The sequence below is a fragment of the Gemmobacter serpentinus genome (assembly GCF_008973825.1).
In the GTDB taxonomy this organism is placed as follows: domain Bacteria; phylum Pseudomonadota; class Alphaproteobacteria; order Rhodobacterales; family Rhodobacteraceae; genus Gemmobacter; species Gemmobacter serpentinus.
This window is the reverse complement of the sequence record NZ_WCHR01000016.1, coordinates 261,589-287,954: the sequence shown is the minus strand read 5'-3', so window position 1 is coordinate 287,954 and position 26,366 is coordinate 261,589. Positions and strand designations below refer to the sequence as shown.

General features: G+C 64.5%; 28 protein-coding genes and 1 tRNA gene. 21 read left to right on the top strand and 8 right to left on the bottom strand.

Translation table 11 applies throughout. The features are described from left to right. Positions 1 to 95: 95 nt before the first annotated feature. The 3 genes from GBJ34_RS09625 (at position 96) to GBJ34_RS09615 (ending at position 1,706) form a co-directional block, all read left to right on the top strand. On the top strand, positions 96 to 464 hold the full coding sequence (locus GBJ34_RS09625; protein ID WP_151719044.1) for a DUF2946 family protein: 369 nt from the start codon (positions 96 to 98) through the stop codon (positions 462 to 464). A 108-nt stretch (positions 465 to 572) separates the two neighbouring features. Then, complete coding sequence (locus GBJ34_RS09620) at positions 573 to 1,094, top strand: copper chaperone PCu(A)C (RefSeq protein WP_226341111.1); 522 nt, start codon at positions 573 to 575, stop codon at positions 1,092 to 1,094. 12 nt (positions 1,095 to 1,106) lie between these two features. After that, the gene (locus tag GBJ34_RS09615) at positions 1,107 to 1,706 is read left to right on the top strand and encodes an SCO family protein (RefSeq protein WP_151719042.1); all 600 of its coding nucleotides are present in this window, start codon (positions 1,107 to 1,109) and stop codon (positions 1,704 to 1,706) included. Positions 1,707 to 1,725: 19 nt separating this feature from the next. On the opposite strand, the gene GBJ34_RS09610 is transcribed toward GBJ34_RS09615, so the two are convergent. After that, positions 1,726 to 2,469, bottom strand: a complete 744-nt coding sequence (locus GBJ34_RS09610) for a GntR family transcriptional regulator (RefSeq protein WP_226341110.1) — start codon at positions 2,467 to 2,469, stop codon at positions 1,726 to 1,728. Between the two features lie 291 nt (positions 2,470 to 2,760). Here GBJ34_RS09610 and GBJ34_RS09605 point away from each other — a divergent pair, with 291 nt between their 5' ends. The 8 genes from GBJ34_RS09605 to GBJ34_RS09570 all read left to right on the top strand — a co-directional run bounded on the left by GBJ34_RS09605 (position 2,761) and on the right by GBJ34_RS09570 (position 10,650). Next, positions 2,761 to 3,819: an ABC transporter ATP-binding protein gene (locus tag GBJ34_RS09605; protein ID WP_151719041.1), complete on the top strand. Its 1,059-nt coding sequence runs from the start codon at positions 2,761 to 2,763 to the stop codon at positions 3,817 to 3,819. Further along, positions 3,816 to 4,697, top strand: coding sequence for an ABC transporter permease (locus tag GBJ34_RS09600; RefSeq protein ID WP_151719040.1), 882 nt, complete (start codon positions 3,816 to 3,818; stop codon positions 4,695 to 4,697). Before GBJ34_RS09605 ends, GBJ34_RS09600 begins: the two co-directional genes overlap by 4 nt. Continuing rightward, entirely contained in the window at positions 4,694 to 5,467 is a 774-nt protein-coding gene (locus GBJ34_RS09595; protein ID WP_151719039.1) for an ABC transporter permease, read from the top strand. The genes GBJ34_RS09600 and GBJ34_RS09595 overlap by 4 nt, the downstream gene beginning before the upstream one ends. 34 nt (positions 5,468 to 5,501) lie before the next feature. Further along, positions 5,502 to 6,542, top strand: coding sequence for an extracellular solute-binding protein (locus GBJ34_RS09590; protein WP_151719038.1), 1,041 nt, complete (start codon positions 5,502 to 5,504; stop codon positions 6,540 to 6,542). Positions 6,543 to 6,615: 73 nt separating this feature from the next. Further along, positions 6,616 to 7,776, top strand: a complete 1,161-nt coding sequence (locus tag GBJ34_RS09585) for an amidohydrolase family protein (protein ID WP_151719037.1) — start codon at positions 6,616 to 6,618, stop codon at positions 7,774 to 7,776. 14 nt (positions 7,777 to 7,790) lie between these two features. After that, positions 7,791 to 8,444 carry a flavin reductase family protein gene (locus GBJ34_RS09580; RefSeq protein ID WP_151719036.1) on the top strand — a complete coding sequence of 218 codons (654 nt, stop codon included), beginning with the start codon at positions 7,791 to 7,793 and terminating at the stop codon, positions 8,442 to 8,444. Further along, entirely contained in the window at positions 8,444 to 9,175 is a 732-nt protein-coding gene (locus GBJ34_RS09575; protein WP_151719035.1) for an aspartate/glutamate racemase family protein, read from the top strand. Before GBJ34_RS09580 ends, GBJ34_RS09575 begins: the two co-directional genes overlap by 1 nt. Continuing rightward, entirely contained in the window at positions 9,172 to 10,650 is a 1,479-nt protein-coding gene (locus GBJ34_RS09570; protein WP_226341109.1) for an amidohydrolase family protein, read from the top strand. Before GBJ34_RS09575 ends, GBJ34_RS09570 begins: the two co-directional genes overlap by 4 nt. Here the strand turns inward: GBJ34_RS09570 and glpK are convergent. Both glpK and glpD read right to left on the bottom strand, forming a co-directional pair. Further along, positions 10,647 to 12,140: a glycerol kinase GlpK gene (gene glpK / locus GBJ34_RS09565; protein ID WP_151719034.1), complete on the bottom strand. Its 1,494-nt coding sequence runs from the start codon at positions 12,138 to 12,140 to the stop codon at positions 10,647 to 10,649. The two genes, GBJ34_RS09570 and glpK, sit on opposite strands and share 4 nt — an antisense overlap. Positions 12,141 to 12,244: 104 nt before the next feature. Beyond that, on the bottom strand, positions 12,245 to 13,822 hold the full coding sequence (gene glpD, locus GBJ34_RS09560) for a glycerol-3-phosphate dehydrogenase (RefSeq protein WP_151719033.1): 1,578 nt from the start codon (positions 13,820 to 13,822) through the stop codon (positions 12,245 to 12,247). A 251-nt stretch (positions 13,823 to 14,073) separates the two neighbouring features. Here glpD and GBJ34_RS09555 point away from each other — a divergent pair, with 251 nt between their 5' ends. Then, complete coding sequence (locus GBJ34_RS09555) at positions 14,074 to 14,835, top strand: DeoR/GlpR family DNA-binding transcription regulator (RefSeq protein ID WP_151719032.1); 762 nt, start codon at positions 14,074 to 14,076, stop codon at positions 14,833 to 14,835. A 12-nt stretch (positions 14,836 to 14,847) separates the two neighbouring features. Here the strand turns inward: GBJ34_RS09555 and GBJ34_RS09550 are convergent, their stop codons facing one another. Then, positions 14,848 to 15,417: an HD domain-containing protein gene (locus GBJ34_RS09550; protein WP_226341108.1), complete on the bottom strand. Its 570-nt coding sequence runs from the start codon at positions 15,415 to 15,417 to the stop codon at positions 14,848 to 14,850. A 139-nt stretch (positions 15,418 to 15,556) separates the two neighbouring features. On the opposite strand from GBJ34_RS09550, the gene ahcY reads away from it, so the two are divergent. The 3 genes from ahcY to GBJ34_RS09535 all read left to right on the top strand — a co-directional run bounded on the left by ahcY (position 15,557) and on the right by GBJ34_RS09535 (position 18,146). Continuing rightward, a complete protein-coding gene (ahcY, locus tag GBJ34_RS09545; protein ID WP_151719030.1) occupies positions 15,557 to 16,945 on the top strand; it encodes an adenosylhomocysteinase in 1,389 nt (462 codons plus the stop codon). A 124-nt stretch (positions 16,946 to 17,069) separates the two neighbouring features. Beyond that, a complete protein-coding gene (locus GBJ34_RS09540) occupies positions 17,070 to 17,651 on the top strand; it encodes a class I SAM-dependent methyltransferase (protein ID WP_192931166.1) in 582 nt (193 codons plus the stop codon). Between the two features lie 153 nt (positions 17,652 to 17,804). Continuing rightward, positions 17,805 to 18,146 (top strand): DUF2853 family protein, encoded by a 342-nt coding sequence (locus GBJ34_RS09535; RefSeq protein ID WP_151719028.1) that lies wholly within the window; start codon positions 17,805 to 17,807, stop codon positions 18,144 to 18,146. 286 nt (positions 18,147 to 18,432) lie between these two features. On the opposite strand, the gene GBJ34_RS09530 is transcribed toward GBJ34_RS09535, so the two are convergent. The 4 genes from GBJ34_RS09530 to tsaD are packed head-to-tail and all read right to left on the bottom strand — an operon-like array spanning position 18,433 to position 21,139. Continuing rightward, on the bottom strand, positions 18,433 to 18,852 hold the full coding sequence (locus tag GBJ34_RS09530) for an EVE domain-containing protein (RefSeq protein WP_151719169.1): 420 nt from the start codon (positions 18,850 to 18,852) through the stop codon (positions 18,433 to 18,435). Then, positions 18,849 to 19,121: a YciI family protein gene (locus GBJ34_RS09525; protein ID WP_151719027.1), complete on the bottom strand. Its 273-nt coding sequence runs from the start codon at positions 19,119 to 19,121 to the stop codon at positions 18,849 to 18,851. Before GBJ34_RS09525 ends, GBJ34_RS09530 begins: the two co-directional genes overlap by 4 nt. A gap of 3 nt (positions 19,122 to 19,124) precedes the next feature. Continuing rightward, positions 19,125 to 20,060 (bottom strand): NAD(P)H-dependent glycerol-3-phosphate dehydrogenase, encoded by a 936-nt coding sequence (locus tag GBJ34_RS09520; protein WP_151719026.1) that lies wholly within the window; start codon positions 20,058 to 20,060, stop codon positions 19,125 to 19,127. Then, positions 20,057 to 21,139: a tRNA (adenosine(37)-N6)-threonylcarbamoyltransferase complex transferase subunit TsaD gene (gene tsaD, locus GBJ34_RS09515; protein WP_151719025.1), complete on the bottom strand. Its 1,083-nt coding sequence runs from the start codon at positions 21,137 to 21,139 to the stop codon at positions 20,057 to 20,059. The genes GBJ34_RS09520 and tsaD overlap by 4 nt, the downstream gene beginning before the upstream one ends. A 45-nt stretch (positions 21,140 to 21,184) precedes the next feature. Here tsaD and GBJ34_RS09510 point away from each other — a divergent pair, with 45 nt between their 5' ends. The 6 genes from GBJ34_RS09510 (at position 21,185) to GBJ34_RS09485 (ending at position 26,262) form a co-directional block, all read left to right on the top strand. Then, entirely contained in the window at positions 21,185 to 21,919 is a 735-nt protein-coding gene (locus tag GBJ34_RS09510) for a uroporphyrinogen-III synthase (RefSeq protein ID WP_151719024.1), read from the top strand. 81 nt (positions 21,920 to 22,000) lie between these two features. Beyond that, positions 22,001 to 23,119, top strand: a complete 1,119-nt coding sequence (locus GBJ34_RS09505; protein WP_151719023.1) for a COG4223 family protein — start codon at positions 22,001 to 22,003, stop codon at positions 23,117 to 23,119. Positions 23,120 to 23,129: 10 nt separating this feature from the next. After that, positions 23,130 to 24,590, top strand: coding sequence for a heme biosynthesis protein HemY (locus GBJ34_RS09500; RefSeq protein ID WP_151719022.1), 1,461 nt, complete (start codon positions 23,130 to 23,132; stop codon positions 24,588 to 24,590). 74 nt (positions 24,591 to 24,664) lie between these two features. Next, positions 24,665 to 24,740 (top strand) — tRNA-Thr (locus GBJ34_RS09495). Positions 24,741 to 24,929: 189 nt separating this feature from the next. Beyond that, positions 24,930 to 25,373, top strand: a complete 444-nt coding sequence (locus tag GBJ34_RS09490; protein WP_151719021.1) for an Rrf2 family transcriptional regulator — start codon at positions 24,930 to 24,932, stop codon at positions 25,371 to 25,373. Positions 25,374 to 25,377: 4 nt separating this feature from the next. Beyond that, entirely contained in the window at positions 25,378 to 26,262 is an 885-nt protein-coding gene (locus tag GBJ34_RS09485) for an NAD(P)/FAD-dependent oxidoreductase (RefSeq protein WP_151719020.1), read from the top strand. The last annotated feature ends 104 nt before the right edge of the window (positions 26,263 to 26,366 follow it).

Genomic DNA, 26,366 nt, shown 5'->3' with positions numbered 1-26,366 from the left:
GCCCTCGGGGCTGCGCCATCCAGGGGCTGGCCGCAGACATAAAGCCGCAGGCAATTGCGGTTGCCTCTCGGCGGGTGTCATGCGAGGTCTGGCGCATGAAATCCACGCTGCGCCATATCGGGATCACGCTGGTGATGATCCTTGCCGTCTCGATGGCGGGATTGGGCTATGCGCATAAGGTGCCATCCGCGCAGGAACAGGCCCAACAACAAGCTATGGCCGTCTTTGCCATGGCCGGCGTCACCATGGCGGATTTCTGCGGCGACAATAATGGCGACGGCTTGCCGGATGAACATTGCCCGGCTTGCCGTCTGGTCGATGCAACGCTGCTTCCGCCGCAGATCGTGGCGCTGCGCGACGCCGATCAGCGCCTTGTTGCAACGATTACCGCCCCCATGGAAAATCTGCGCGTCCAGCCGGTCTTTGACCCCGCCCGCGCCTCGCGTGGCCCGCCGCTGGCCTAATGCGATGCCCGCCTGTCGTGACAGGCCCCTTTTCCAATCCCGCAGGCATCCCGGCGACATATGCCCAAGGCCCGCGCACCGCCTTTCCCGATCCCGAAGGAGGATCCGATGAAACTTACTCCCATTCTGACTGTCGCCCTGCTGGGCCTTGCCGCAGCCCCCGCCCTTGCCGAACAAGCGGGCCACAGCCCCGATCACACGATGCCCGCGCATGAGGCAGCCTCTGTCACCCAGGGTGATCTGACCCTGACCGGCGGCTTCACCCGCGCCACCCTGCCCGGCGCGCCGGTGGCAGGGGGCTTTGTCACCATCACCAATGCGGGGAACGCCGATGACGTGCTAACCGGAGGCCAAGCCACTTTCGCGGCTGAAGTGCAGGTGCATGAAATGGCGATGGAAGGCGATGTGATGAAGATGCGCCATCTGCCGGATGGTCTGCCGATCCCGGCGGGCAGCAGCATCGACCTGAAACCCGGCAGCTTCCACCTGATGTTCATGGGGCTGAAACAGCCGCTGACCGAGGGCGAGACGGTCACCGTCGACCTGACCTTTGAAAAGGCCGGGACCGTGACGCTGCCGCTGGCGGTGATGGGCCCGGGCGCGAAATCCGCCGACCATTCGGCGCATTGAGGGGGTTCGGGAATGAACGGCAACGCATTTCGCCTGATCCGGCTGGCCCTTTGGGCTCTGGTCGGGGCCGCATTGCTGGCAACCCTCTGGTTTCAGGTGCTGTCGCCGCGCCTCAATCAAGAGATCACCGCCGAAATCGGCATCGGGGATTACAAGCTGGAAACCACTGACGGCAGCAGCTTTACTGCGGCCAGCCTGAAGGGCGAGCCCTCGGCGGTGTTCTTCGGCTTCACCCATTGCCCCGATGTCTGCCCGACCACTTTGGGCGATATATCGATCTGGCAGGAAGATCTGGCCAAGGACAATGCGACGCTGCGGGTTTTCTTCATTTCGGTCGATCCCGAGCGTGATACCGCGCAGACGCTGGGCGATTACGTCTCCTGGGCTCCGGGCGTGGTGGGGGTGACCGGCACAAGGGCCGAGGTCGACAAGGCGTTGAAAGCCTTCAAGATCTATGCCCGCAAGGTGCCGGGTGAAAACGGCGATTACAGCATGGATCACACCGCCTATGTCATGCTGTTCGACGCCAATGGGCGTTTCGATCAGGTCATCACCTATCAGGAACTGCCCGAGAAGGTCTTGCCCAAGCTGCGCAAGCTGATGAACCTGTAACGATGCCTTGCGCGGCGCGTCAGTCGATGCGCCGCGCAAAGGCCGTCAGCACATCCTGCAGGCTTTCGGTCTTGCGGCATTCCAGCAGGGCGCGGCCCGCCACCTTGCTCAGATGCGTCTCCATCAGATCGGCGGCGCGGTTCTCATCCCCCGCAATCAGCGCCTCGATGATCTGGCGGTGTTCATCGATGCCACAATCCACCGAATGCGGGCGGCCATAAATGGTCAGCACCAGCGAACAGCGCGAGACCGTCTCGGTCAGATAGCGGATCAGCAGGCGATTGCCGGTCATTTCGGCCAGCCGCAAGTGGAACTCGCCCGCCAGCCGGATCGCCTCGGACTCGTTGCTGGCCCCGGCCAATTCCTCCTGTTCCAGCATCCGGCCCAGTTCTTCGATCTGGCTCGCGCTCAGCTGGCCCGCCAGTTGCTTGACCACCATCCGCTCCAGCCCGCGCCGCACGACAAACACATCGCGCCCCTCATCCAGCGAGGGGTTGGCGACAAAGGCACCGCGATTGGGCAGCAGATCAACCAGCCCTTCAACCGAAAGCCGCAACAGCGCCTCACGCGCGATGGTGCGGCTGGTGCCGAAGGATTCACCAATCGTATCTTCGGGCAGCCGGGCACCGGGGGCAAGGCGCTGCTCGATGATCGCCTGCCGAAGCGCCTCATGCACCTTTTCGGTGCGGCTTGGCATTTTCTCCGCAATACGGGCCTTGCGCGGGCGGGCCGGTTTGCGCGGAACGGGGGCGTCATCACTCATCATGATCTCTCGCTTGTATGCAATTTGCAAGATCATCGTATGCCACGAAACAGTCAATCGCTTTCCGATATGTCGCGCTTGCGGTGCCAGGCATGAATTTCTGTGCATGGACTTCACCAGATAACCTGAGCTTTTGCGATCTGCTGCACAGATAGGCAGATCTTCCGACGAAGGATCGCGGATCAGGCGACGCGCGTTAGTGCATACAATTTTCACTTAAGTATTGCATACGATATTGACAGAATCGTATGCGATGCAGAACGATGCCCCCATCAACGACATGAGGTGGCAATGTCCGGGTCTTCCGCAGTCTCCATCCGCAATATCAGCAAGAGCTTCGGCCGGGGCGCATCGGCGGTGCGCGTGCTCGACGATGTCTCGGTCGAGATCGGGGAGCGGGAGTTCTTTACCCTGCTTGGCCCCTCGGGTTGCGGCAAGACCACGCTCTTGCGGCTGATCGCCGGGTTTGAACTGGCGGATCGCGGCGTGATCGCCATCGGCGGGCAGGATCTGACCCAGACCCCGCCCTTCCGCCGCCCGGTGAACACCGTGTTCCAAAGCTATGCCCTGTTTCCGCATCTGACGGTGGAGCAGAATGTGGGCTTCGCACTGGAAGAACAGGGCATGGCGCGCGACAAGATCCGCTCCCGCGTCGGCGAGGCGCTGGAGATGGTGCGGATGCACAGCTTTGCGCGCCGCCGTCCATCGGAACTGTCCGGCGGCCAACAACAGCGCGTGGCGCTGGCCCGCGCGCTCGCACCGCGCCCACAGGTGCTGCTGCTGGATGAGCCGCTTTCCGCGCTGGACCTGAAGCTGCGCAAGGAAATGCAGATCGAGTTGAAGCAGTTGCAGGCCGAGGCTGGCATCACCTTCCTGTTCGTGACCCATGACCAGGAAGAGGCGCTGACGCTCTCCGACCGGGTCGCGGTGATGCAGGGCGGGCATATCCTGCAAATGGGCCCCCCGCGCGAGATTTACGAGGCCCCGACGCATCGGTTTGTTGCCGACTTCATCGGTGACATCAATCTGCTGGAAGCCGAGGCCCTGCCCGGTGACCAGTTGCGCATCGGCCAAGGCGTGACGCTGCCCATGGCGCATGGCAAGGCCGGTGCCGTGACGCTGGCGATCCGGCCAGAGCGGGCAAGGCTGACAGCGCCGGGGGCCGGCACGCTGGATGCAACACTGATCCATTCTGCCTATCTGGGCACGGCGCTTCTGCACAAGCTGGAACTGCCCGGCGGCGGCACCTTCCTGCTGCGCCAATCCGAGGTGGCGCAAACCCCGCTCGAATCCGGCAGCCGCGTGGGCCTTGCCCTGCCCGCAGATGCCTTGCGGGTGCTGGACCAATGAGCGCCAGCCCCACCCTGCGCCGCCTTGGCCTGCTGACCCCGGCGCTTGCCACCATCGGCCTGCTGGTCGGCGTGCCGCTGCTTTTGATGTTCTGGATCTCGCTGCTGCAAAAGGGCGGCACCAGCGGGGTCGACTGGGCCTCGGTCCCGTCCGGCGCGAATTACCTGCGTCTGGTCTGGGAAGAAGACTTTGACGGCACGATGATCGTGAATACCAGCTATCTGCTGATCCTGCTGCGCTCGGTGCTGCAGGCGGCGCTGACCACCGGGCTTTGCCTGCTGTTCGGCCTGCCCGTTGCATTATGGATGGCAGGCTTGGGGCGCACGCAGCGCGACATCATGCTGCTGCTGATCACCATCCCGTTCTGGACCAACCTTCTGGTGCGCAACTACGCCTGGCTCATCATCCTGCGCGAAGACGGGCTCGTGGCCCAGACGGTCAATGCCGTCTCGCCCTTTGGCCCGGTGCAACTGCTTTACAATGATCTGGCGGTGGCGATCGGGCTGACCTATTCCTTCCTGCCCTTCATGATCCTGCCACTTTACACCGTGTTCGAGAAATTCGACTGGCGCCTGCTGGAAGCCGCGCACGATCTGGGCGCCACGCGAGCGCGGGCGCTGCGCCGGGTGGTGCTGCCGATTGCGGGGCCGGGCATCCTGGCCGGATCGCTCTTGGTCTTCATCCCCTGCCTTGGGGCTTTCGTGACACCGGCCCTGCTGGGCGGCGGCAAGACCCTGATGCTGGGCAATATCATCCAGATGCAGTTCGGCGCCTCGCGCAACTGGCCCTTTGGCGCGGCGCTTTCGGTCGTGCTGCTGGCCCTGATGCTGATCGTGATGACAAGCGTGGCCCTGCTGCGCAACCGGAGGGCCAAATGAACATCCGCCGCTTCCCGATGACGCGCGAGGTCTCGCTGCTGGTGCTGGCCTATCTCTATGTGCCGGTGCTGGTGTTGGTGGTCTACAGCTTCAACGCCAATCGCACCGCGACGATCTGGTCACATGCCTCGCTGGATTGGTATGGCCGCATCCTGACAAACCCGTCAATCCAGGCAGCCACGGTCAATTCATTGATCCTGGCCTTTGCCGCGGCCATCGGTGCCACGACATTTGCGCTGCTGGCAGCCCTTGCAACTTCGCGCGCCTTTCCGCGGCGTGGCGCGGTGGAGGCGGTGCTGAACATGCCGCTGATCCTGCCCGAGATCGTGGTGGCGGTGGCGACGCTCATGCTCTTCGTGGCGCTCGGGGTGCAGCTGGGGCTTGGCGCGATGATCCTTGCCCACACCGCCTTCTGCATCCCCTTTGCCTATCTGCCGATCCGTGCCCGCCTGGAGGGCATGTCGCGCAGCTATGAAGAGGCCGCGCAGGATCTTTACGCCAATCGCTTCCGCACCTTCCGGCGCGTCACGCTGCCGCTCCTGTGGCCCGGGATTCTGGCCGGGTTCACGCTGGCCTTCGTCACCTCACTGGATGATTTCCTGACCTCGTTCTTCCTGTCGGGGCCAGGCACCACCACGCTGCCGGTCTATATCTTCTCGGCCATCCGCGCCGGGATCACGCCGGAAATCAACGCGATCTCCACCGTCATGCTGGTGATCTCGGTCCTGCTTGTCTCGCTTTCCTTCTTCCTCAGCCGCCTGCGGCGCTGAGGCAATAAACATACCAACAGAGAGGAAGACCCCGATGAAAAAGACCCTGCTGGGCCTCGCCCTATCGGCGCTGACTGCGCTGCCGGTGATGGCACAAGACTCTGAAAAGACGCTCTATTTCTACAACTGGACCGATTACTATCCGGTGGAGTTGCTGGCGCGTTTTGAAAAGGAAACCGGGATCAAGGTCATCCTGGACGGCTTTGACAGCAACGATACGCTGCTGGCCAAGCTGCAATCGGGCGGGGCTGCCTATGACGTGATCGTGCCCTCGGATTATGTGATCCCCGGCCTGATCCAAGACGGTCTTTTGCTGAAGATCGACACCCATGCGATGCCGAACTATGCCCATATGAAGGACGCGTTCAAGAACCCGAACTTCGACCCCAAGCATGAATACAGCGCGCCTTACCTTTGGGGGGTGACCGGGCTTGCCTATGACAGCGCAGTCCTTGGCGGCGGCGAGATCGAGCATAGCTGGAAAGAGTTTTTCGAGCCGCGCCCCGAATTTGTCGGCAAGATCGCCGAGCTGGATACCGCAAGCGATGCGGTGCTGGCAGCATCGCTTTATCTTGGCATTCCGCAATGCACCGAAAGCAATGACGACGCCAAGCGCATTCTGGAACTGCTGGAATCCGCCAAGCCCAATCTGAAAATGTATACCTCTGACAGCACGGTTGACCGCATGGCCTCGGGCGAGGTGTCGATGTTCCACGTCTGGAACGGTGCCACCGCCCGCGCCACGCTGCAACGCGACACCATCCGCTTCATCTATCCCAAAGAGGGCACGCCGATGTTCCGCGACAATTTCGCGGTGCCAGCCAATGCGCCCCACCCGGAAAACGCCAAGATCTTCATCAACTGGATGATGACGCCGGAAATCGCGGCAACCGTTTCCAATTCCATCGCCTATGGCAATGCGATGAAATCGGACGCGTTTCTGGATGAAAAATGGCGCAAGATGGATGCGATCAACATGCCCGAGGAATACGCATCTCGGCTGGTTCCGACGCAGGATTGCGGCCCCGCCGCGCGCGAATTGCGCGACCGGATCTGGACCCGCCTGAAGGGCTGATCCGCCCGTCCGCAGAAATGATCCGGCCCTGTCATCATGGGGCCGGGATGACCGAACCGGGAGGAGAGCGACCATGACCACCACCTTTACCAATCTGCGCGACATCGACGGCAACGCCATCGGCATTCGTTGCGCGGGCGGGCGGATCGAGGCGCTCGGCCCGGATGTAACTGCCCCCGATGCCTTTGATGGCGCGGGGCGGCTGGTGCTGCCGGCCTTTGTGGAGCCGCATGTCCATCTGGACAAGACTCTCTGGGGCGAGGGCTGGCAGCCCGGTTACCGCGCGGGCAAACTGCGCGACTATATCGAGAATGAACGTCGGGTGCTGACCGCCAACACCACCCCGCCCGAAGACCGCGCCGGGCGGCTGCTGGCCCGGATGTTGGCCTATGGCACCACCGCCATCCGATCGCATATCGATGTGGCCCCCGATATGGGTCTCACGCATGTCGAGGCGATGTTCCGGCTGCGCGAGACCTGGGCCGACCGGATCGACCTGCAATTCGTGGCCTTTCCGCAGCAGGGGCTGCTCTGCCGCCCCGGCACCACTGACCTGGTCCGCGCCGCGATCGAGATGGGGGTGGAAACCGTGGGCGGGCTTGATCCCGCTGGCATTGATGGCGACCCTGACGGGCAACTGCGCTTTGTCTTTGATCTGGCGGTGGAAAAGGGCGTGGGCGTCGATATCCACCTGCATGACAAGGGCGATCTGGGGGCCTGGCAGGTGGAACGCATCGCCGACTATACGGAAGCCTCGGGCCTGGCGGGCCGCGTGATGATCAGCCACGCCTATTGCCTTGGCATGATCCCCGAGGCGCGGCTGGCGCGGATCGGGCGCAGGCTGGCCGATCTGGGCATTTCGCTGATGACCTCGGCCCCCGCCGATACCGCCGTGCCGCCGGTCGAGGCGTTGACCGCGATGGGCGTCACGGTCTGCTGCGGGTCGGACGGGATCCGCGATGCCTGGTCACCCTTGGGCAATGGCGACATGCTGGAACGCGCCTTCCTGACCGCCTACCGCTTTGATTGGAACACCGATGAGGATCTCCGCCGCGCGCTTGGCTGCGCCACCCATCAGGCCGCCCGCGCCATCGGGCTGGCCGATTACGGGCTGCATCCCGGCGGGCGCGCCGATTTCGTGATGATCGCCTGCGACGGCCCCGGGGATGCGCTGTGCCGCCGCCCTGCGGACCGGCGCGTGGTGCGGCGCGGCCAGTTGCTGCCCGCCGCCTGACAGGAGCCATTCAGATGGATTACGACTTTACCGCCCTTCCGGCGCCCGATCGCTATCGCCTGCTGACCAACTTTATCGGCCCGCGTCCGATTGCGCTGGTCGGCACCCGGTCGGAGGCAGGACATAACAACGCGGCCCCGATGAGCTTTTTCAACGTCTTCTCCCATGAGCCGCCTTTGGTGGTGCTGGGCATCCAGAATCGCGGCAATGGCGAGGAAAAGGATACGGTCGCCAATATCCGCCGCAGTGGCGAATTTGTTGTGAACATGGTCGATATGGCGCTGGCCGATGCGATGATCGTTTGCGGCGTCAACTTTGCCACGGATGTGGATGAACTCGCCTTTGCCGGGCTGACCCCGGTGCCCTGCCAGCAGATCAAGGCCGCCCGCATTGCCGAAAGCCCCTGCGCCTTTGAGTGCCGGGTGGAGCGGATCCTGGATTACCCGCGCCGGGTGCTGATCATCGGCGAGGTGGTGCAGATGCATGTCGATGATCGCTGCCTTGATGCCAGCGGTCGCTATGTGAACCCCGAAACCTATCAACCCATCGCCCGGCTACATGCCGACAATTACATCACCTCGGACCGACAGTTCGAGCTGAAGAAGCCCGAGGCGCTGATCCCGCATGAATTGGCGCAGATCACCCCGCCGGAAAAGGTCACCGCCTGATGCGCATCCATGTCATCAACCCCAATTCCACAACGGCCATGACCGCGACGATTGCCGCCGCCGCACGGGCCGCCGCCAGTCCCGGCACGGTGATTGATGCCCGCACGGGTGCCGGCGCCCCGGTCTCGATCGAGGGCTATCATGATGAGGCCATGGCGGTGCCCGCGATGCTGGCCGCCATTCGCGAGGCCGATCGTTCAGGCGCGGGCGCCCATGTCATCGCCTGTTTCGACGATCCGGGCCTTGCCGCCGCGCGCGAGGTGGCGGGCGCGCCGGTGATCGGCATCTGTCAGGCGGCAGTGCAGGTCGCAACCACACTATCGGCGCGGTTTTCCGTCATCACCACCCTGCCCCGCTCGGTCCCGGTGATCGAGGATCTGGTGACGGCCTATGGCGCGGCGGGCCGCTGCCGCCGGGTGCGCGCGGTGGATCTGCCGGTTCTGGCGCTGGAGGCCGATCCCGCGACCGCCCGCGCGCGGCTGCTGGCCGAAACCCGCGCCGCCATGACACAGGACGGGGCCGAGGCCATCGTGCTGGGCTGTGCCGGCATGGCCGATCTGTGCCAATGGCTGTCGGATCAGGCGGGGCTGCCGGTGATCGACGGGGTCACCGCCGCGATCAGGCTCGCGGAGGCTTTGGCGGGCGCGGGCTACCGCACCTCCAAATCCGGGGCCTATGCCTGGCCACGCGACAAATCCGGCGATCTGGCCGCCCATGCAGGGGCCGCATGATGCGGCTGGATGATCTTGTTCTTGGCCAGCGCCCGGCGGGTCGCACGGCGCTGACCGCCCGCTGGATCATCGCGCATGAGGCGGGCCAGCACCGCCTGCTGGAAGATGGCGAGATCGTGTTTGAAGGCAACAGCATCCTTTACACCGGCCCCCGCTTTGAAGGCGAGGTGGCGCGGCGCATCGATCTGGGCGAGGTGCTGATCTCGCCCGGTTTCATTGATCTGGATGCGCTGTCGGATCTGGATACCACGCTGCTGACGGTGGATTACGGGCCCGGCTGGGCCAAGGGCCGGGTCTGGCCGCAAAGCTATGTCGATGCCGGCCCCTATGAGATGTATACGCCGGATGAGCTGGCATTCCAGAAACGCTATGCCTTTGCGCAATTGCTGCGCCATGGCATCACCACCGCCCTTCCCATCGCCTCGCTGTTCTATCGGGAATGGGCCGAAACGGTGGCGGAGTTCGAAGCGGCAGCCGAGGCTGCGGGCGATCTGGGCCTGCGGGTCTATCTTGGCCCGGCCTACCGGGCCGGTGGAATGGTCTGCACCGCGCCCGGCGTGCTGGAGCCGCAATTTGACGCCGCGCGCGGCATGGCGGGGCTGGAGGCCGCGCTGGATTTCGCGGCACGAATCAAGGGCGCGCATGGCGGCTTGATCCAGCCGATGCTGGCCCCTGACCGGGTGGAGACATGCACGCTGGAGCTGCTGCGCCGCACCATGGCTGCCGCGCGTGAGGCCGATCTGCCGGTGCGCCTGCATATGGCGCAAGGCAGGATGGAACGGGCAACGGTGCAAAAGCTGCATGGCACCACCGCGCCGCAATGGCTGGCCGCCCATGGCTTGCTAAATGATCGGCTGATTGCCCCCCACGCGGTCGAGGCCACTGCGGCGGATCTGGCGCTTTATGCCGATCACGGCGTTACCATCGCGCATTGCCCGCTGGTCTATGCCCGCGATGGCGAGATGCTGCGCTCGTTCCGGCGCTGCCATGATATGGGTATCAATATCGGCATGGGCACCGATACCGCCCCACCCGACATGGTGCTGAACATGGCGGTTGCGCTGATGATGGGCCGCGCGGCAGCGGGCGGATCAGAGGGGCTGACCACGGCCGAGGTGTTCAATGCCGCCACCATCGGCGGGGCCGATGCGCTGCGCCGCCCCGATCTGGGCCGCCTGCAAGCCGGGGCCAAGGCCGATATCGCGATCTTCGACATGGCTGACAGCCATTTCGCCCCCCGCATCGATCCGGTGCAAAGCCTGATCTTCGGCGCCTCGGGTCGGGTGACAAAGGCGGTCTTTGTCGACGGGCGGCTGTCGATGCGCGATGGCGCGGTGCCGGGGCTGGATATGGCGGCGGCCAGGGCGCGCGCGCAGGCGCAGTTTGACGGGCTGCTGGCCAAATATCCCGACCGGACCTGGGGCCATCCCTCAGCGCAAAGCCTGTTCCCCCCGACATTCAAAAAGCTGGATTAACCGCCCATCAGCATGGTGGCCTGCACCGCCCGCTGCCAGCGCGCATGGCGACTATCGCGTGTCGCCGCAGGCATGGCAGGGTCAAACCGCCGCTCCAGCGCCCATTCGCGGGCGAAGGTGTCGGGATCGGGGCAAAGCCCGGCCTGAAGCCCGGCCAGATAGGCCGCGCCCAGCGCCGTGGTCTCGTTCACCTGCGGGCGATCCACCGGCGCGCCCAGGATGTCGGCCAGATATTGCATCGTCCAGTCGCTTCTGGCCATGCCGCCATCGACGCGCAGCGCCGTGGCCGCGCCCCCCGGCCAGTCGGCCTGCATGGCCTCCAGCAGATCGCGGGTCTGATGGCCCACGCTTTCCAGCGCCGCGCGGGCAAATTCCGCCGGACCGGAATTGCGGGTCAGACCATAGATTGCGCCCCGACAATCGGGCCGCCAATAGGGCGCGCCAAGGCCGGTAAAGGCGGGCACCATCACCAGCGCCTGCGCCGGGTCGGCGCTTTCGGCCAGCGCCTGTGTGCCCCCCGCATTGTCGATCACCCCCAGCCCGTCACGCAGCCATTGCACCACCGCGCCCGCCACGAAGATCGAGCCCTCCAGCGCATAGGTGCTTTGCCCGTTCAGGCGATAGGCAACCGTCGTCAGCAGCCGGTTGCTAGAGGCCACCCGCGCGGCCCCGGTATTCAGCAGCGCGAAACAGCCGGTGCCATAGGTCGATTTCATCATGCCTGGGCGGAAGCAGGCCTGCCCGACCGTCGCGGCCTGCTGATCGCCCGCCACACCCCGGATCGGGATCGCCGCGCCGAAAAGATCGGGTTCCGTCACGCCGAATTCATCGGCGCTGTCACGCACTTGCGGCAGCAGCGCCATCGGAATGTCCAGCAAGGCGCAGATCTCTGCGTCCCATGCGTTGCGGCTGATATCGAAGATCAGTGTCCGCGCGGCGTTGGTGGCGTCGGTTGCATGGACCTTGCCGCCGGTCAGGTTCCAGATCAGCCAGCTGTCGACCGTGCCAAAGGCCAGCTCGCCCCGCGCCGCGCGGGCGCGGGCATCGGGGATGTGATCCAGCAGCCATTTCAGCTTGGTGCCCGAGAAATAGGGGTCCAGTAGCAGCCCGGTGCGCGCCGCAATCAAGGCCTCATGCCCACCTGCGCGCAGGTCATCGCAGATCCCCGCGCTGCGCCGGTCCTGCCAGACAATGGCACGGTGCAGCGGCTGGCCGGTGGCCCGATCCCAAAGCAGGGTGGTTTCGCGCTGGTTGGTGATGCCAAGGCCCGCGACCTGCGCCGCGCCGATCCCGGCGCGGTCCAGCGTCTGGCGCACCGTCTGCACCACGGATGACCACAAATCGCCCGGATCATGCTCCACCCAGCCCGAGGCGGGGAAATGCTGTGCAAATTCCTGCTGGGCCGAGGCGATCGGGCGCAAGGTCTGGTCGAACAGGATCGCCCGGGACGAGGTCGTGCCCTGATCGATGGCAAGGATATGGCGGGTCATGCGATGCCTTCTTTATCGGGGCCTCCTGTCGGTGCCCGTCCACAGCTTAGCGATGGAAGGGCGCGCCGGAAACCGTCAGGCCGCAACCGTCCGGCCGCGCGCATTCAGGCCGCGCGCGCCGCCAACTGGTCGATATGGGCGGCCAGCCGCGCGCGCTGTGCCTCATCCAGATGCAGGCCCAGCTTGGTGCGGCGCCACAGGATGTCTTCGGCCGTGCGGGCATATTCGTGCCGCATCAGCCAGTCGACCTCCGCCCCGGTCAGAGTGGCACCGAAATCCTCACCCAGATCCTCCATCACCTCGGCGCCTTGCAGCAGGGCAAAACTGTCGGTGCCATAGGTCCGCACCAGCCGCGCGGCATGGGCGGGCGTCAGGAACGGGAAACTGGCGCCCAGACGCGCCCGCAGATCGGCCACACCATCGACCGGAAAGTCGCCGCCGGGCAGCGCAACGCCCGCCGTCCAGTCGCCGCCCGCCGCTGGAAAGAAGCGTGCCAGCTTTTCCAGCGCATGTTCCGCCAGACGGCGATAGGTGGTGATCTTGCCGCCAAAGACATTCAGCAGGGGTGCCCCGCCTTCATCTAGGCTCAGCACATATTCGCGGGTGGCGGCGGTCGCCGAACTTGCCCCGTCATTATACAAGGGGCGCACGCCAGAATAGGTCCAGACCACCTGATCGGGGGTGACGGGTTTCGCGAAATACTGGCTGGCGAAGGCGCACAGATAATCGCGCTCCTCATCCGAACAGCGGGCATCCAGCGGGCTGCCCTGATGGTCCTTGTCGGTGGTGCCGATCAGGGTGAAGTCATCTTCATAGGGAATGGCAAAGATGATACGGCCATCGCTGCCCTGGAAGAAATAGCAGCGCTCGTGATCGTAAAGTTTCGGCACCACGATATGGCTGCCGCGCACCAGCCGCACGCCTTCACGGCTGCGGATATGCGTGACATTGCGGATCACATCCTCGACCCATGGCCCGCCGGCATTCACCAGCGCCCGCGCCTGATACTGCGCGCGACCCTCTGGCCCCTCGACAGTGATCTGCCAAAGATCGCCCTGGCGCGCGGCCTCCACCACGCGGCTCCGGGTCAGGATACGCGCGCCCCGCGCCGCGGCATCGCGGGCATTCAGCACGACAAGGCGCGAATCCTGCACCCAGCAATCGCTGTATTCATAGGCCAGCCGGAAGCCCGGACGCAGCGGCCGCCCGGCCGGATCATCGGCCAGATCCAGCTTGGCCGTGCCGGGCAGGATCTTGCGACCGCCGAGATTGTCGTAAAGGAACAGCCCTAGTCGGATCAGCCAGGCAGGCCGCCGCCCGCGCATCCAGGGCATCACAAGCCCCAGCAGGCGCGAGGTGGGCGTGTCATTCTCGAACCGCATCGCCGGGTCATAGGGCAGCACGAAACGCATGGGCCAGCTGATATGCGGCATGGCACGCAGCAGGGTCTCGCGCTCGGCCAGTGCCTCGCGCACAAGGTGGAACTCGAAATATTCCAGATAGCGCAAGCCGCCATGAAACAGCTTGGTCGAGGCCGAAGAGGTACCCTGCGCCAGATCGCCCTGTTCGGCCAAGAGGACCGACAGCCCGCGCCCGGCGGCGTCCCGCGCGATGCCGCAGCCATTGATGCCACCGCCGATGACAAAGAGGTCGATCACCCCTGCCGGAGCCGCTTCTGACACCCTGACCTCCCGCCCGTTTTCTGTCTGTCCTGAGGCTTCACGGTTAGCAACTTCGGGGCACCGATCAAAGCCAATTTTCGTTTCACTTCGATTTTCACAAATATGTAACAAAAACGCGCATAGATGGCGGGGTAAGCCGCTGCCTGTGGGCAGGGTCATGCAGTCCGGCCCTTGCGTCAGGCGGGGTCCTTCGTAAACTCTGGCCAGGCGCGCCGTGGCGCGATCCACAATGAACCCGCGAGGCTTTTCCGGTGGCGCTCAGCATCCGTCAAAATGAAATCCTCGAACTTGCCCGCAGCGAGGGCCGCGTGCTGGTAGAGGATCTGGCGCTGCGTTTCGACGTGACGCTGCAAACCATCCGCCGCGATCTGGGCGATCTGGCCGAAGCCGGGCTTCTGGACCGGGTGCATGGCGGCGCGGTGGCCCGCACCGGGATGGTCAATCTGGGATATGAGGCGCGGCGCCGGATGAATGCCGAGGCCAAGGCCGCAATCGGGGCCGCCTGCGCCGCGATGATCCCCGATAATTCCAGCCTGATCCTGAACCTTGGCACCACGACCGAGGCGGTGGCACAAGCCCTGCTGCACCATTCCAATATCACCGTGGTCACCAACAACATGAATGTTGCCAATATCCTGCTGGCCAATCCGGGCTGCGAGATCATGGTGGCGGGCGGGGCCTTGCGCCGATCAGATGGCGGGCTGGTGGGCGAGTTGACCACCCAGTTCTTCGAGCAGTTCAAGGTCGATTACGCGATCATCGGGGCCTCGGCACTGGATGCCGATGGCGATCTGCTGGATTTCGATCTGGCCGAGGTGCGGGTCAGCCGGGCGATCTTGCGACAGGCGCGCGAGGCGTTTCTGGTGACCGATCATTCGAAGATCGGACGCCGGGCCCCGGCGCGGATCTGCAGCCTGTCAGATGTGACCCGCGTCTTCACCGACCGGCCGCTTTCGGACGATCTGACGCGGCGCTGCACCACCTGGGGCACCGGCATCACGATCTGTCGTTAGCCGGGGCCGTCGTCAGGCGTCCATCTCGGCCAGCAGGGCCGCATGGCGCGCAGTATAGTCGGCGCGCACCAGAACCGGCGCGCGCAACTCGATCGCCAGCGCGCGGATCAGATCGGGCTTCTGGCGGCCAAACAGCCGCGTGGCCTCTGCCGCCTCGAACCCCGCGATCTGCACGGCTTCCAGCCAGGCGGAAACATTGTCGGCGGCCTTGATCGCCTTCTTGATCGCCGCAGGCAGCGTGGCAGGCAGACCGAAGCGCAGATGGATCGCCGCCATCAACCGGGCATCCATTTCACCATAGGCGGGGCCAACGGCGGATTTCACCGGGCTGATCATATCGCCGATCACATATTCCGGCCCGTCATGCAGCAGGGCCGCCAGCCGCCAGCGCGCCGCGATGCCCGGATTTTGCAGCGCGAAGATACGCTCGACCAGCAGCGAATGTTCTGCCACCGAATAGGGAAAATCACCCTTGGTCTGGCCATTCCAGCGCGCGACGAAGGCAAGCCCATGCGCGATATCGTCAATCTCGATATCCAGGGGAGAAGGGTCCAGCAGATCCAGCCGCCGCCCCGACAGCATCCTTTGCCATGCCCGGGGGGCCGCTCCCCGATTGTTTCCCAAAACCGCCATAATTTGGACCAAACGCACCCGATAGATTGCCGCAAGAGCATCAGAGTGCTATTTCAGCGCCAAAGAAAAAAGGCAAGGAGTGCGGCGAATGCCGAAGGATTACATCGTCAAGGATATCGGGCTGGCGGAATTTGGCCGCAAGGAGCTGGATATCGCCGAAACCGAGATGCCGGGCCTGATGGCCTGCCGCGAGGAATTCGGCAAATCCCAGCCGCTGAAAGGCGCGCGGATCGTCGGCTCGTTGCACATGACGATCCAGACCGCCGTGCTGATCGAGACGCTGACCGCGCTGGGCGCGGATGTGCGCTGGGCCTCGTGCAACATCTTCTCGACCCAGGATCACGCGGCGGCGGCGATTGCCGCGGCGGGTGTGCCGGTCTTTGCCGTGAAGGGCCAGACCCTGACCGAGCATTGGGATTATCTTGACCGTTCGTTCATGTTCCCCGAGGGCGCGAACATGATCCTCGACGATGGCGGCGACGCCACGCTTTACGTCCTGTTGGGCGCACGGATGGAGGCGGGCGAGGATGTGCTGGCCGTGCCGCAATCCGAAGAGGAAGAGGTCATCAAGGCCCAGATTCAGAAGCGGATGAAGGAATCCCCCGGCTGGTTCGCCAAGACCAAGGCCGCGATCAAGGGCGTCTCGGAAGAGACCACCACCGGCGTGCATCGCCTTTACGACCTGCACAAGAAGGGCCAGCTGCCCTTCCCGGCGATCAACGTCAATGACAGCGTCACCAAGTCGAAATTCGACAACAAGTATGGCTGCAAGGAATCGCTGGTTGATGGCATCCGCCGCGCCACCGACACCATGATGGCCGGCAAGGTCGCCGTGGTCTGCGGCTATGGCGATGTGGGCAAAGGCTCTGCCGCCTCGCTGCAGGGCGCAGGGGCCCGCGTGAAGGTGACCGAGGTCGATCCGATCTGCGCGCTGCAAGCCGCGATGGACGGGTTCGAGGTCGTCCTGCTGGAAGATGTGGTCGACAGCGCCGATATCTTCATCACCACCACCGGCAACCGCGACGTGATCCGCATCGAGCATATGCGCGCGATGAAGAACATGGCGATCGTCGGCAATATCGGCCATTTCGACAACGAGATCCAGGTCGCCTCGCTGCGCAACCACAAATGGACCAATATCAAGGAACAGGTCGACATGATCGAGATGCCCTCGGGCAACAAGATCATCCTGCTGTCGGAAGGCCGCCTGCTGAACCTCGGCAATGCGACCGGCCACCCGTCCTTCGTGATGTCGGCCAGCTTCACCAACCAGGTTCTGGCGCAGATCGAGCTGTGGACCAAGGGCGAGGATTACGCGCCCGGCGTCTATATCCTGCCGAAAGCGCTGGATGAGAAAGTGGCGCGCCTGCATCTGAAGAAGATCGGCGTGAAACTGACCGAACTGCGTGCAGATCAAGCTGAATATATCGGCGTGAAGGTCGAGGGCCCGTTCAAGGCCGAGCATTATCGTTACTGATGTGACACTTTGACCGCCGGGGGCCGCATCAGATGCGGCCCCTGCGCTTTGTAACTAGCGCATTTTCAGCTAGTGTTGAGTGATTATCGCGCCGCAGAGCGCAACAGGGGCAATGAGGGAAACCATGACCGAGCAAGTTCAGGAAGAAAGCAAACGCGACAAACTCCGGGGCCGCCTGCTGGCGAGCCTGCCGAAAGGTGCCCGCGTGGCCGAGGTCGGCGTCTGGGAAGGGGCCTTCTCCAAACGCATTCTGGAAATCTGCGAGCCGGTCGAGCTGCACCTGATCGACCCTTGGCTTTATCAGCCGGAATTTGCCAATACCGGCTTTGGCCGCAAGAAGAACGAAGACCTGATGGAAGTGAAATATCAGGACGTCTGCAACGCCTTCAAGGATGATCCCCGGGTGAAGATCCACCGCGCAATGTCGGATGTGGCATTGGCGGCGCTGCCCGATGCCTCGCTGGACTGGGTCTATCTCGATGGCAACCACAATGCCCCCTTCATCGACAATGACATCGCCCAGGCGCTGCTGAAGGTGAAGCATGACGGCATCATCACTGGCGACGATTTCAACTGGATGGCAGATGCCTCGGGTGCGCCGGTGAAACGCGCGGTCGAGGAGATGGTCGCGAAACTTGGCGATCAGGCGACCCTGACCCTGATGGCCAATCAGTGGATCGTGAAGCTGAACCGCCCGGCACCCTGAGACCCGCTGGCGACAGCCTTCCCCCATATTTTGTTGGGGGGAAGGCGCGACGATTATTCCCTTTGTCCATTGCAACGCATGGCCTAGTGTTGCCGCCGTGATAGCGGCAGCACGCCAGCCAGAACATTAACGATAAAAGCGAGGGATTTGCAGATGAGCAAACGTCAGGCTCTGATCGAGAAATATGCGGGCGATCTGCGCGACAAGTGCAAGGTGGAACCGGATATGGCCCTGTTGACCAAGGTGACCATCGGATGTGGTCCCGCAATTTATGACGCCGATGCCGAAACCGTGGCGGCCAGCCAGGAAAGCGAGATCGAGACGGTCAAGCGCAACTTCCTGATCAAGAAGCTGGGCCTGGCCGATGGCCCGGAACTGCTTGAGGCGATCAATGCGGTGATCGACATCTATGGCCGGTCGGAGCGCAACAAGTATCGCGCCGTGGTCTACTATCTTCTGACCAAGCATTTCGGAAAAGAAGCCGTCTACGCCTGATCGGGATTTGCCCGCAAGGCAAAGCGCCCGCCGGAAACGGCGGGCGTTTTCATGCGCGAAGCCTGACCTGAGCAAGCAGGTGTCGCCCCCTGCAGCATTGTCGTGCAGCATTGTCGTAAAATGCAACGAATTGAAGATTTGGCGGAATCATCGTTCCGCGCTAGACCTAGATCAACGGCAGGACGCCGGGGACCTTTTTCAGAACACATGCGGTGCTTGGGGAGCATGTGGGGTGGATGAAGGGTCCCGCTATGGGGTCGGGGCCCTTCATTTTCTACGTCGCACCTTACGGTTCGATCCCACCCAAACGGCAAACGATCTCCCATTCTGCGCGCGTCACCGGCTGGACCGACAGGCGCATGGATTTCACCAGCGCCATATTCTCCAATCCCGGCTCAACCTTGCAGGTTTCCAGGGTCACGGGCCGCAAAAGCGGCCGCACGGCGCGGATATGCACGCAATCCCAACGCGGATCGTCGGTGGTGCTGTCTGGTGCCGATTCCGCGCTGACCTCGACCACCCCGACAATCTCTTTGCCGATATTGGAATGGTAGAAAAAGCCCAGATCGCCGATCCGCATGGCCCGCATATTGTTGCGGGCCTGATAGTTGCGCACGCCGCCCCATTCCTCGCCCGCAGCACCCTTGGCGACCTGCTGCTCCCAGCTCCAGCTGTCCGGCTCGGATTTGAACAGCCAGTAGTTCATCCGATGACCTTTTTCCATTCGGTGATCTGCACATGCTCGAACAGACCTGCCTTGGCATAGGGGTCATTCGCCGCCCAGTCGCGGGCCTGATCCAGTGTCTCGACCTCCAGCACGACAAGCGAGCCGCACATCTCGCCCGCTTCGTTCAGGAAGGGCCCGGCCATTTCCACCACGCCGGAGGCCTTGATGTGATCCAGATGGGCGGCACGGTTTTCCAGCCGGATCGGCAGAGATTCGGCCTTGTCCTTGCATATAAGCGCGACGCGCATGGGCTACTCCTGTTTCAGAGGGCGGTTCAAAAGGTTCTGCATGGCATCAGCCACGCTGATCTTGCCGTCGGCAAGCGCGGCCACCATGGTGGAGATCGGCATATCCAGCCCATCCGATCGGGCGATCTGCGCCACCGCGCGGGCGGTCGCGGCACCTTCCACCGTGGTGGACAGATCGAACGCCTGCCCCGCGCCCAGCGCGAGGCCATAGCAGAAGTTGCGCGATTGCTGCGAGGTGCAGGTCAGCACCAGATCGCCAAAGCCCGACAGCCCCGCCAAGGTCTCGGCCCGGGCGCCGCGCGCCAGCGCAAAGCGCAGCATCTCGGCATAGCCGCGCGTCATCAGCGCCGCCCGAGAACTATCCCCCAAGCCCGCCCCGATCACCGCACCCGCGGCGATGGCGATCACATTCTTCAGCGCGCCACCCAGCTCTGCCCCGATCACATCGCATGACCGATACAGCCGCAGGACCGAGGTCGACAGGTTTTCCTGCAACTGCTGGCCCAGCACCTCATCTTCGCAGGCCAGCGTCAACGCGGTGGGCAAGCCGCGCGCGATATCGGTGGCAAAACTTGGCCCCGTCAGCACGGCGGGCGATGGCCCGGCAAGGCGCGCCAGAATCTCCACCGGGCCAAGGCCGCTGCGCAGATCAACCCCCTTGCAGCAGGCCACCAACGGGCGGTGGCGCAGGCGCGCGCCCTGTGCATCGATGAATGACGCCAGTTGCTGCATCGGCAGGGCCAGAAGCACGATCTTGGCCACATCGGTCGCATCCAGATCGTTTGTCACCTGCACCGCCTGCGGCAAGATCAGATCTGGCAGCTTGCGGATGGTGCGATCGGTCTGCGATCGCCCCCACAGCACCACCGGCCCCTCACGCCCCAAGGTGGCGGCCAGTGCTGCGCCAAATGCCCCGGAGCCCAGCACTGCAATCGTCATGCCTTAGCCCCCTTCTTGCCCGATCCCAGCAAGGCGGGGCTGGTCTGGTCCAAAGGCCAGCGCGGGCGTGCCGACAGGGTCAGATCATCGGCCCCCGATTGCTGGAACCGCTCGATCCCGGCCCAAGCGATCATCGCGGCATTGTCGGTGCAAAGCGGCAAGGGCGGCGCAAGGAAGCGCACGCCCTGTTCGGCACAAACCACCTCCAGCCGGGCGCGGATCTCGCGATTGGCGGCAACGCCCCCGGCGACCGCCAGCACGGAAACCGGATGATCGCGCAAGGCACGCCGGGTTTTCTCGGCCAGCACATCGGCCACGGCACGCTGGAAGGCCGCGCAAAGATCGGCACGATCCTGACGGCGCAGCCCCCCCAGGCCAGCCATCAACCCGTCCCGCGCGCGCAGCACGGCGGTTTTCAGGCCAGAAAAGCTCAGGTCATAGCCCGGCCGATCCAGCAACGGACGCGGCAACGGGATGCGTTTGGCATCGCCCGCCTCGGCCTCGGCCTGCACGGCGGGGCCACCTGGCTGCGGCAGGCCCAGGATCTTGGCAACCTTGTCAAACGCCTCGCCCGGCGCATCGTCGATGGAGCCACCAAGACGGGTATAATCTTCCGGCCCGTCCACGCGCAGAAACTGACAATGCCCGCCCGAAACCAGCAACATCAGGTAGGGAAATGCAATGCCGTCGGTCAGGCGCGGCGTCAGGGCATGGCCCGCCAGATGGTTCACGCCGACCAGTGGCAAGCCGGTCGCGGCCGACAGGCCCTTGGCACACATCACCCCTGACAGCACGCCGCCAATCAGCCCCGGCCCGGCGGTGACCGCGATGCCGTCCAGATCGGCCAATGTCTTGCCAGAAGCCGCCAAGGCCTCGCGCACGCAGATATCCACCCGTTCGGCATGGGCGCGGGCAGCAATCTCCGGCACGACACCGCCAAAATCGGCATGAAGGGCTGTTTGTCCCTGCACCACGGAAGAAAGGATGACCGCCACACCATCCGGCCCCCGCTGCACCAGCGCGGCGGCGGTATCGTCGCAACTGCTTTCGATTCCGAGGAAGGTAAGGCTCTGTGACATGGCTCGCGGTTGTAACGGGGGCATGGTGGAGGTAACACCTGACACATGGTCAGGCAATCCCGTCCCGGTCCGCTGCCCGCGCAGATCCTGCTGACCCGCCCCTTGGCGGAGGCAGAACGCTTTGCCGATCTGATCCGCGCCAGCAGCCCGGCGCCTGCGCCGGATATCCTGATCTCACCGCTGCTCGCGCCGGAATTCCTGTGCCCGTCCCTGCCAGATCGCGCCTTTTCGGCGCTGGTCCTGACATCTGCGACGGCGGTAGAGGCCTTGCGGCATCTCGGCCCGCCCCGGGCTCGCCACGCCTTCTGTGTCGGCCCGCGCACGGCGGACGCCGCCCGCGCCTTCGGCTTGCAGGCGATCTCGGCCGATGGCGATGCCGAGGCGCTGCTGGACCTGATCCTGCATCACCGCCCCCCCCCGCAGCTCTTGCATCTGCATGGCGAAGAGACGCGCGGCGATCTGGCCCGACGCCTGACCGATGCGGGGATCGAGACCCTGAGCCGTGTGATCTATCGCCAGAACGCGCAGCCGCTGTCAGACGCCGCACGATACATGCTTGCCGGTGTTGCCCCGGTTGTGCTGCCGGTTTTTTCGCCACGTTCCGCCGCCTTGCTCGCCGCCGCCTTGCAGACACAACCTGCCCGTGCGCCGCTGCACATTGTCGCGCTTTCGCAAGCAACCGCAGTCGGTTTTGCGGGTTTCCCTCTGGATTCGCTGACGATCGCAGCACAGCCCAATGGCAAGGATCTGCTTGCGGCGCTGCTGGCGCGGATTGCCTGAGGGCACTGGCCCCTCAGTCGGGTTGAACGCCGGGGGGTGGAGTGATTAGCTGTGATGACAAGTGCAAGGAAGGATAGCGGTATGGCAGAAAACGAATCCAAAGACGTGGAGCCCGTGCTGCAACCCGAGCCGGATCAGCCGCTTCCCCCGATACCAGACACTGAAACGCCCCCTGTCATCGCGCAGGAGCCTGATCGCAGCGGGATGGAACGCCCCGAATCGTCCGTCATGGATGCTGACACCACACCGCCAGCAAAAAGCCGTTCCGGCGGGTTTGGCCGCTTTTTAGGCATCTTGCTGGGTGGCGTGGCCGTGGCCGGGCTCGGCTATGGTCTGGCCGTCTATGGCACCCAGCAGGGCTGGACCCTGCCAATGCTGCAAAAGCCCGCCTCTGCGGCTGAACTGTCTGCGCTGCACCAACAGGTTGAAACCCTGACGGCCCGTCTGACCGAGCTGGAGGCCCGCCCAGCCCCGGCCCCCGCCGCCGCGCCCGATCTGACCCCGCTGGAGGATCGTATCGCCGCGCTGGAGGCCCGGCCCGTAACGGAGGCTGGCCCCGCCGTTGATCTTGCGCCCCTGCAGCAGCGCCTGAATGCGCTGGAGGCCGAAGTTTCAAACCTGCAACCCACTGATGATGCAGCCATTCAATCCGAGATTGCGGCGCAGATTGCCAGCCGGATGGACGCGGTCAAGGCCGAGGCTGGAGCGCTGACCGCCGAGGCCGAACGCCGCGCCGCCGTGATCGGACTGCAAGCCGCGCTGACCAGCGGTCATGGCGTGACCGAGGCGCAGGCCGCGCTGGAGGCCACAGGCATCCCGCTGCCCGAACCCGTCACCGCCTATCTGGCCGACCCCGTCTCGCTTGCCGGTTTGCAAGCCAGCTTCCCCGATGCCGCGCGCGCGGCCCTTGCCGATGCGCGCAGCGCCGCGCGCGCGGATGGCAGCGTGACCGACCGGATGGCGGTGTTCCTGCTGAACCAGACCGGCGCCCGATCCGCGACCCCGCGTGAGGGCGATGACCCCGATGCCGTGCTGTCGCGCGCCGAGGCAGCGCTGGCTGCGGGCGACCTGGCGGCCGTAATGCCGCTGCTGTCCGGTCTGCCCGAGGCCGCACAACCCGCCCTTGCAGACTGGCAGGCTCAGGCCGGGCGTCTGATTGCCGCGCAGGCCGCGTTGGCGCAACTGACATCCGCGGATTGAGGAGACTGAGATGGTCTGGACATTGATCAAGGTCCTGCTCTTCGTGACGCTGGTGGCGGCGGCCACCTGGGGTGCCACGCTTCTGCTGGAAACCGGCGACGGGTTGCGCATCACGGCGGCGGGTTATGAATTCACCCTTGGCCCGTTGCAGGCGGTGATCGGCGCGATCCTGCTGGTGATCGCCCTGTTGCTTTTGATGAAGATCGTTGGGCTGCTGCTTGCCATCCTGCGCTTTGCGGCGGGCGACGAGACCGCGATCTCGCGCTATTTCGACCGCAACCGCGAACGCAAGGGCTATGCTGCGCTGGCAGACGGCATGGTGGCGCTGGCCAGTGGCGAAAACCGCATCGCTTTGTCGCGGGCCTTGAAGGCCGAAAAGCTGCTGGGGCGGCCCGATCTGACCAATCTGATGGTGGCCCAGGCAGCCGAGGCTTCGGGCGATACCAAACGCGCCGAACAGGCCTATAAGGCGCTGCTCGATCATGAACAGACGCGCTTTGTCGCCATTCGCGGGCTGCTAAGCCAAAAGATCGCCGAAGGCGATCGCGAGACTGCGCTTAAGCTGGCCGAAAAGGCCTTTGCGATGAAGCCGCGCCATGGCGATCTGCAAGATGTGCTGCTGAAACTGCAGGCCGAATCGCAGGATTGGAAGGGCGCGCGCAGCACGCTGGATGCGAAACGCCGCGCCGGTGGGCTGACCAAGGATGTGTTCCGCCGCCGCGACGCGGTATTGGCGCTGCAAGAGGCCCGGCAGGTGATGGAAGATGGCGCAAGCATCGAAGCCCGTGAGGCCGCGATTGCCGCCAACAAGCTGTCGCCTGATCTGGTGCCCGCCGCCGCGATGGCGGCGCGCGCGCTTGCAACCTCGGGCGATACGAAAGGCGCAACCCGCGTGCTGCGCAAGGCGTGGGAGGCGCAACCGCATCCCGATCTGGCAGCAGCCTTCGCCGATATCGAACCCGAGGAAAGCCCGACTGACCGGCTGAAACGCTTTCGTGTGCTGACCAGCATCCACCCGGAAAACCCGGAAACCCGGATGCTGGAAGCCGAGCTGCAGATCGCCGACGAGAATTTCCCCGCTGCGCGCCGCGCGCTTGGCGATCTGGCGGAAAAGCATCCGACCGGCCGCATCATGGCGCTTCGCGCCGCCATCGCCCGTGGCGAAGGTGCCGAGGAATCCGAGGTCCGCGCCTGGCTGGCCCGCGCCCTGACCGCACCGCGCGGTCCGCAATGGTGCTGCGACAAGTGCCACGCCATCCATGCGCATTGGGGGCCGATCTGTGACAATTGCGGCGGCTTCGACACGCTGAGCTGGCGCGAGCCCCCGGCGGTCGAAACCCTGAGCCCGACCGGCACCGAGATGCTGCCCCTGCTGGTCAACCCGCCGACACCACACCCCGCGCCCCCGCCCGAGGTGGTCGAGGAGGAGGAACCGATCGACCTCGCCGCCATCGCCCGGCGCGCAAATTAGGGCTACACAAGCCGCAACTTGGATGCTATCAGCGCACCCATATTCGCAATCGGGCCTGCCCGGCGCGCATATGGGCCGCTGTAGCTCAGCTGGTAGAGCACGTCATTCGTAATGATGGGGTCGGGGGTTCGAGTCCCTTCAGCGGCACCAGTTCCTTTTTGGAGCGAACTCAAAATGGCCGCCCTTCGGGGCGGCTTTTTGCGTTTCCGCCCTGGTCGTCAAACTGGCTGGTGAGCAGCCCTTGCCGTCTCCTGCCCCCTGCCCCGGGATGCGGGATGCGGGATGCGGGATGTTGGCACCACCTTGACCTTCACCCCTATTCGTAACATATAGAATTACATGAGACAGGACAGCCGCCTTTCCTCGGTCCTTCACGCCTTGCTGCATATGGCAGAGCAGGACGGACCGATGACCTCCGAGGCGCTCGGGCAATGCCTGGGTGCCCATCCCGTCGTCGTGCGCCGCACCATGGGCCTTTTGCGAGAGGCAGGCCTGGTCTCGGCCGAGCGGGGCCATAACGGCGGCTGGCGTATCGCTGCGGATCTGGAAACCGTCAGCCTGCGCCAGTTGCATATCGTGCTCGGCGAGCCCGCGCTTTTCGCGGTCGGCCATCGCAACGAGGCACCGGAATGTCTGGTGGAACAGGCGGTGAATGCGGCGCTTGAGGGCACCTTTGCGGAAGCGGAGGCCCTGCTTATGGCCCGGTTTGCCGATGTGACGCTGGCCGATCTGGCCCGCGATTTTGCCCGCCGTCATGCCGAGAGGCGGACCAGACAGGAGTAGGACCATGCAGGATGTGATCGTGATCGGGGGCAGCTACGCCGGAATGGCAGCCGCCCTGCAACTGGCGCGTGCGCGCCGCAAGGTGTTGCTGATCGATGCTGGCCAACGCCGCAACCGTTTCGCCAGCCATGCCCATGGCTTTCTGGGGCAGGATGGCGTGCCGCCCGCCCGGATCTGGGAACAGGCACAGGCGCAGCTTCTGGCCTATCCGACCATCGGCTGGCAGTCGGGCAGCGCCCTGACCATTCGGGGCGGCAAGGATGATTTCCATGTCGATCTGGCCGAGGGCGGTTCGGCGCAGGGGCGGCGCATCCTGCTGGCGACCGGCGTGGTCGACGAACTGCCAGATGTGCCGGGCCTTGCCGAACGTTGGGGGCAAAGCGTGTTCCATTGCCCCTATTGCCATGGATATGAGTTGGATCAGGGCCGGATCGGCGTCATCGCCACCGGGCCGATGTCGCTGCATCAGGCGCAACTGCTGCCGGAATGGGGCGAGATCACGCTTCTGACCAATGCCGCCCTGCAACCGGATACCAATCAGCGCGCGGATCTGGACCGGCGCGGCGTGCGGATCGAGGAGACCCCGATCACCCGGATCAGCGGCCTTGCGGATGTGGAGCTGGCGGATGGCAGGGTGCTGGCTTTTGCCGGGCTGTTTACGGCGACTCGCACCCGGCCCGCTGGCCCGCTGGCCGAAGCCATTGGTTGTGACCTGATGGAGACTCCGCTGGGCGTGCAGATTCGCACCGATGACAGCAAGGAAACCAGCGTCCCCGGCATTTTCGCCTGTGGCGATGCGGCGCGCGTGCCGCATTCGCTATCGCTTGCGGTGGGCGACGGGGCTTGGGCAGGGGCGCAATTGCATCGTGCGCTGGTTTGGCCGGACTAAGGACCGATACCGCAGGCCATATTCGGCCGCCCAAAACAGGAATCCGGCGCGAAAAACCGCGCCGGACCGGGGCTGGCACATCCGCGCCCAACCATGAGTCAGCG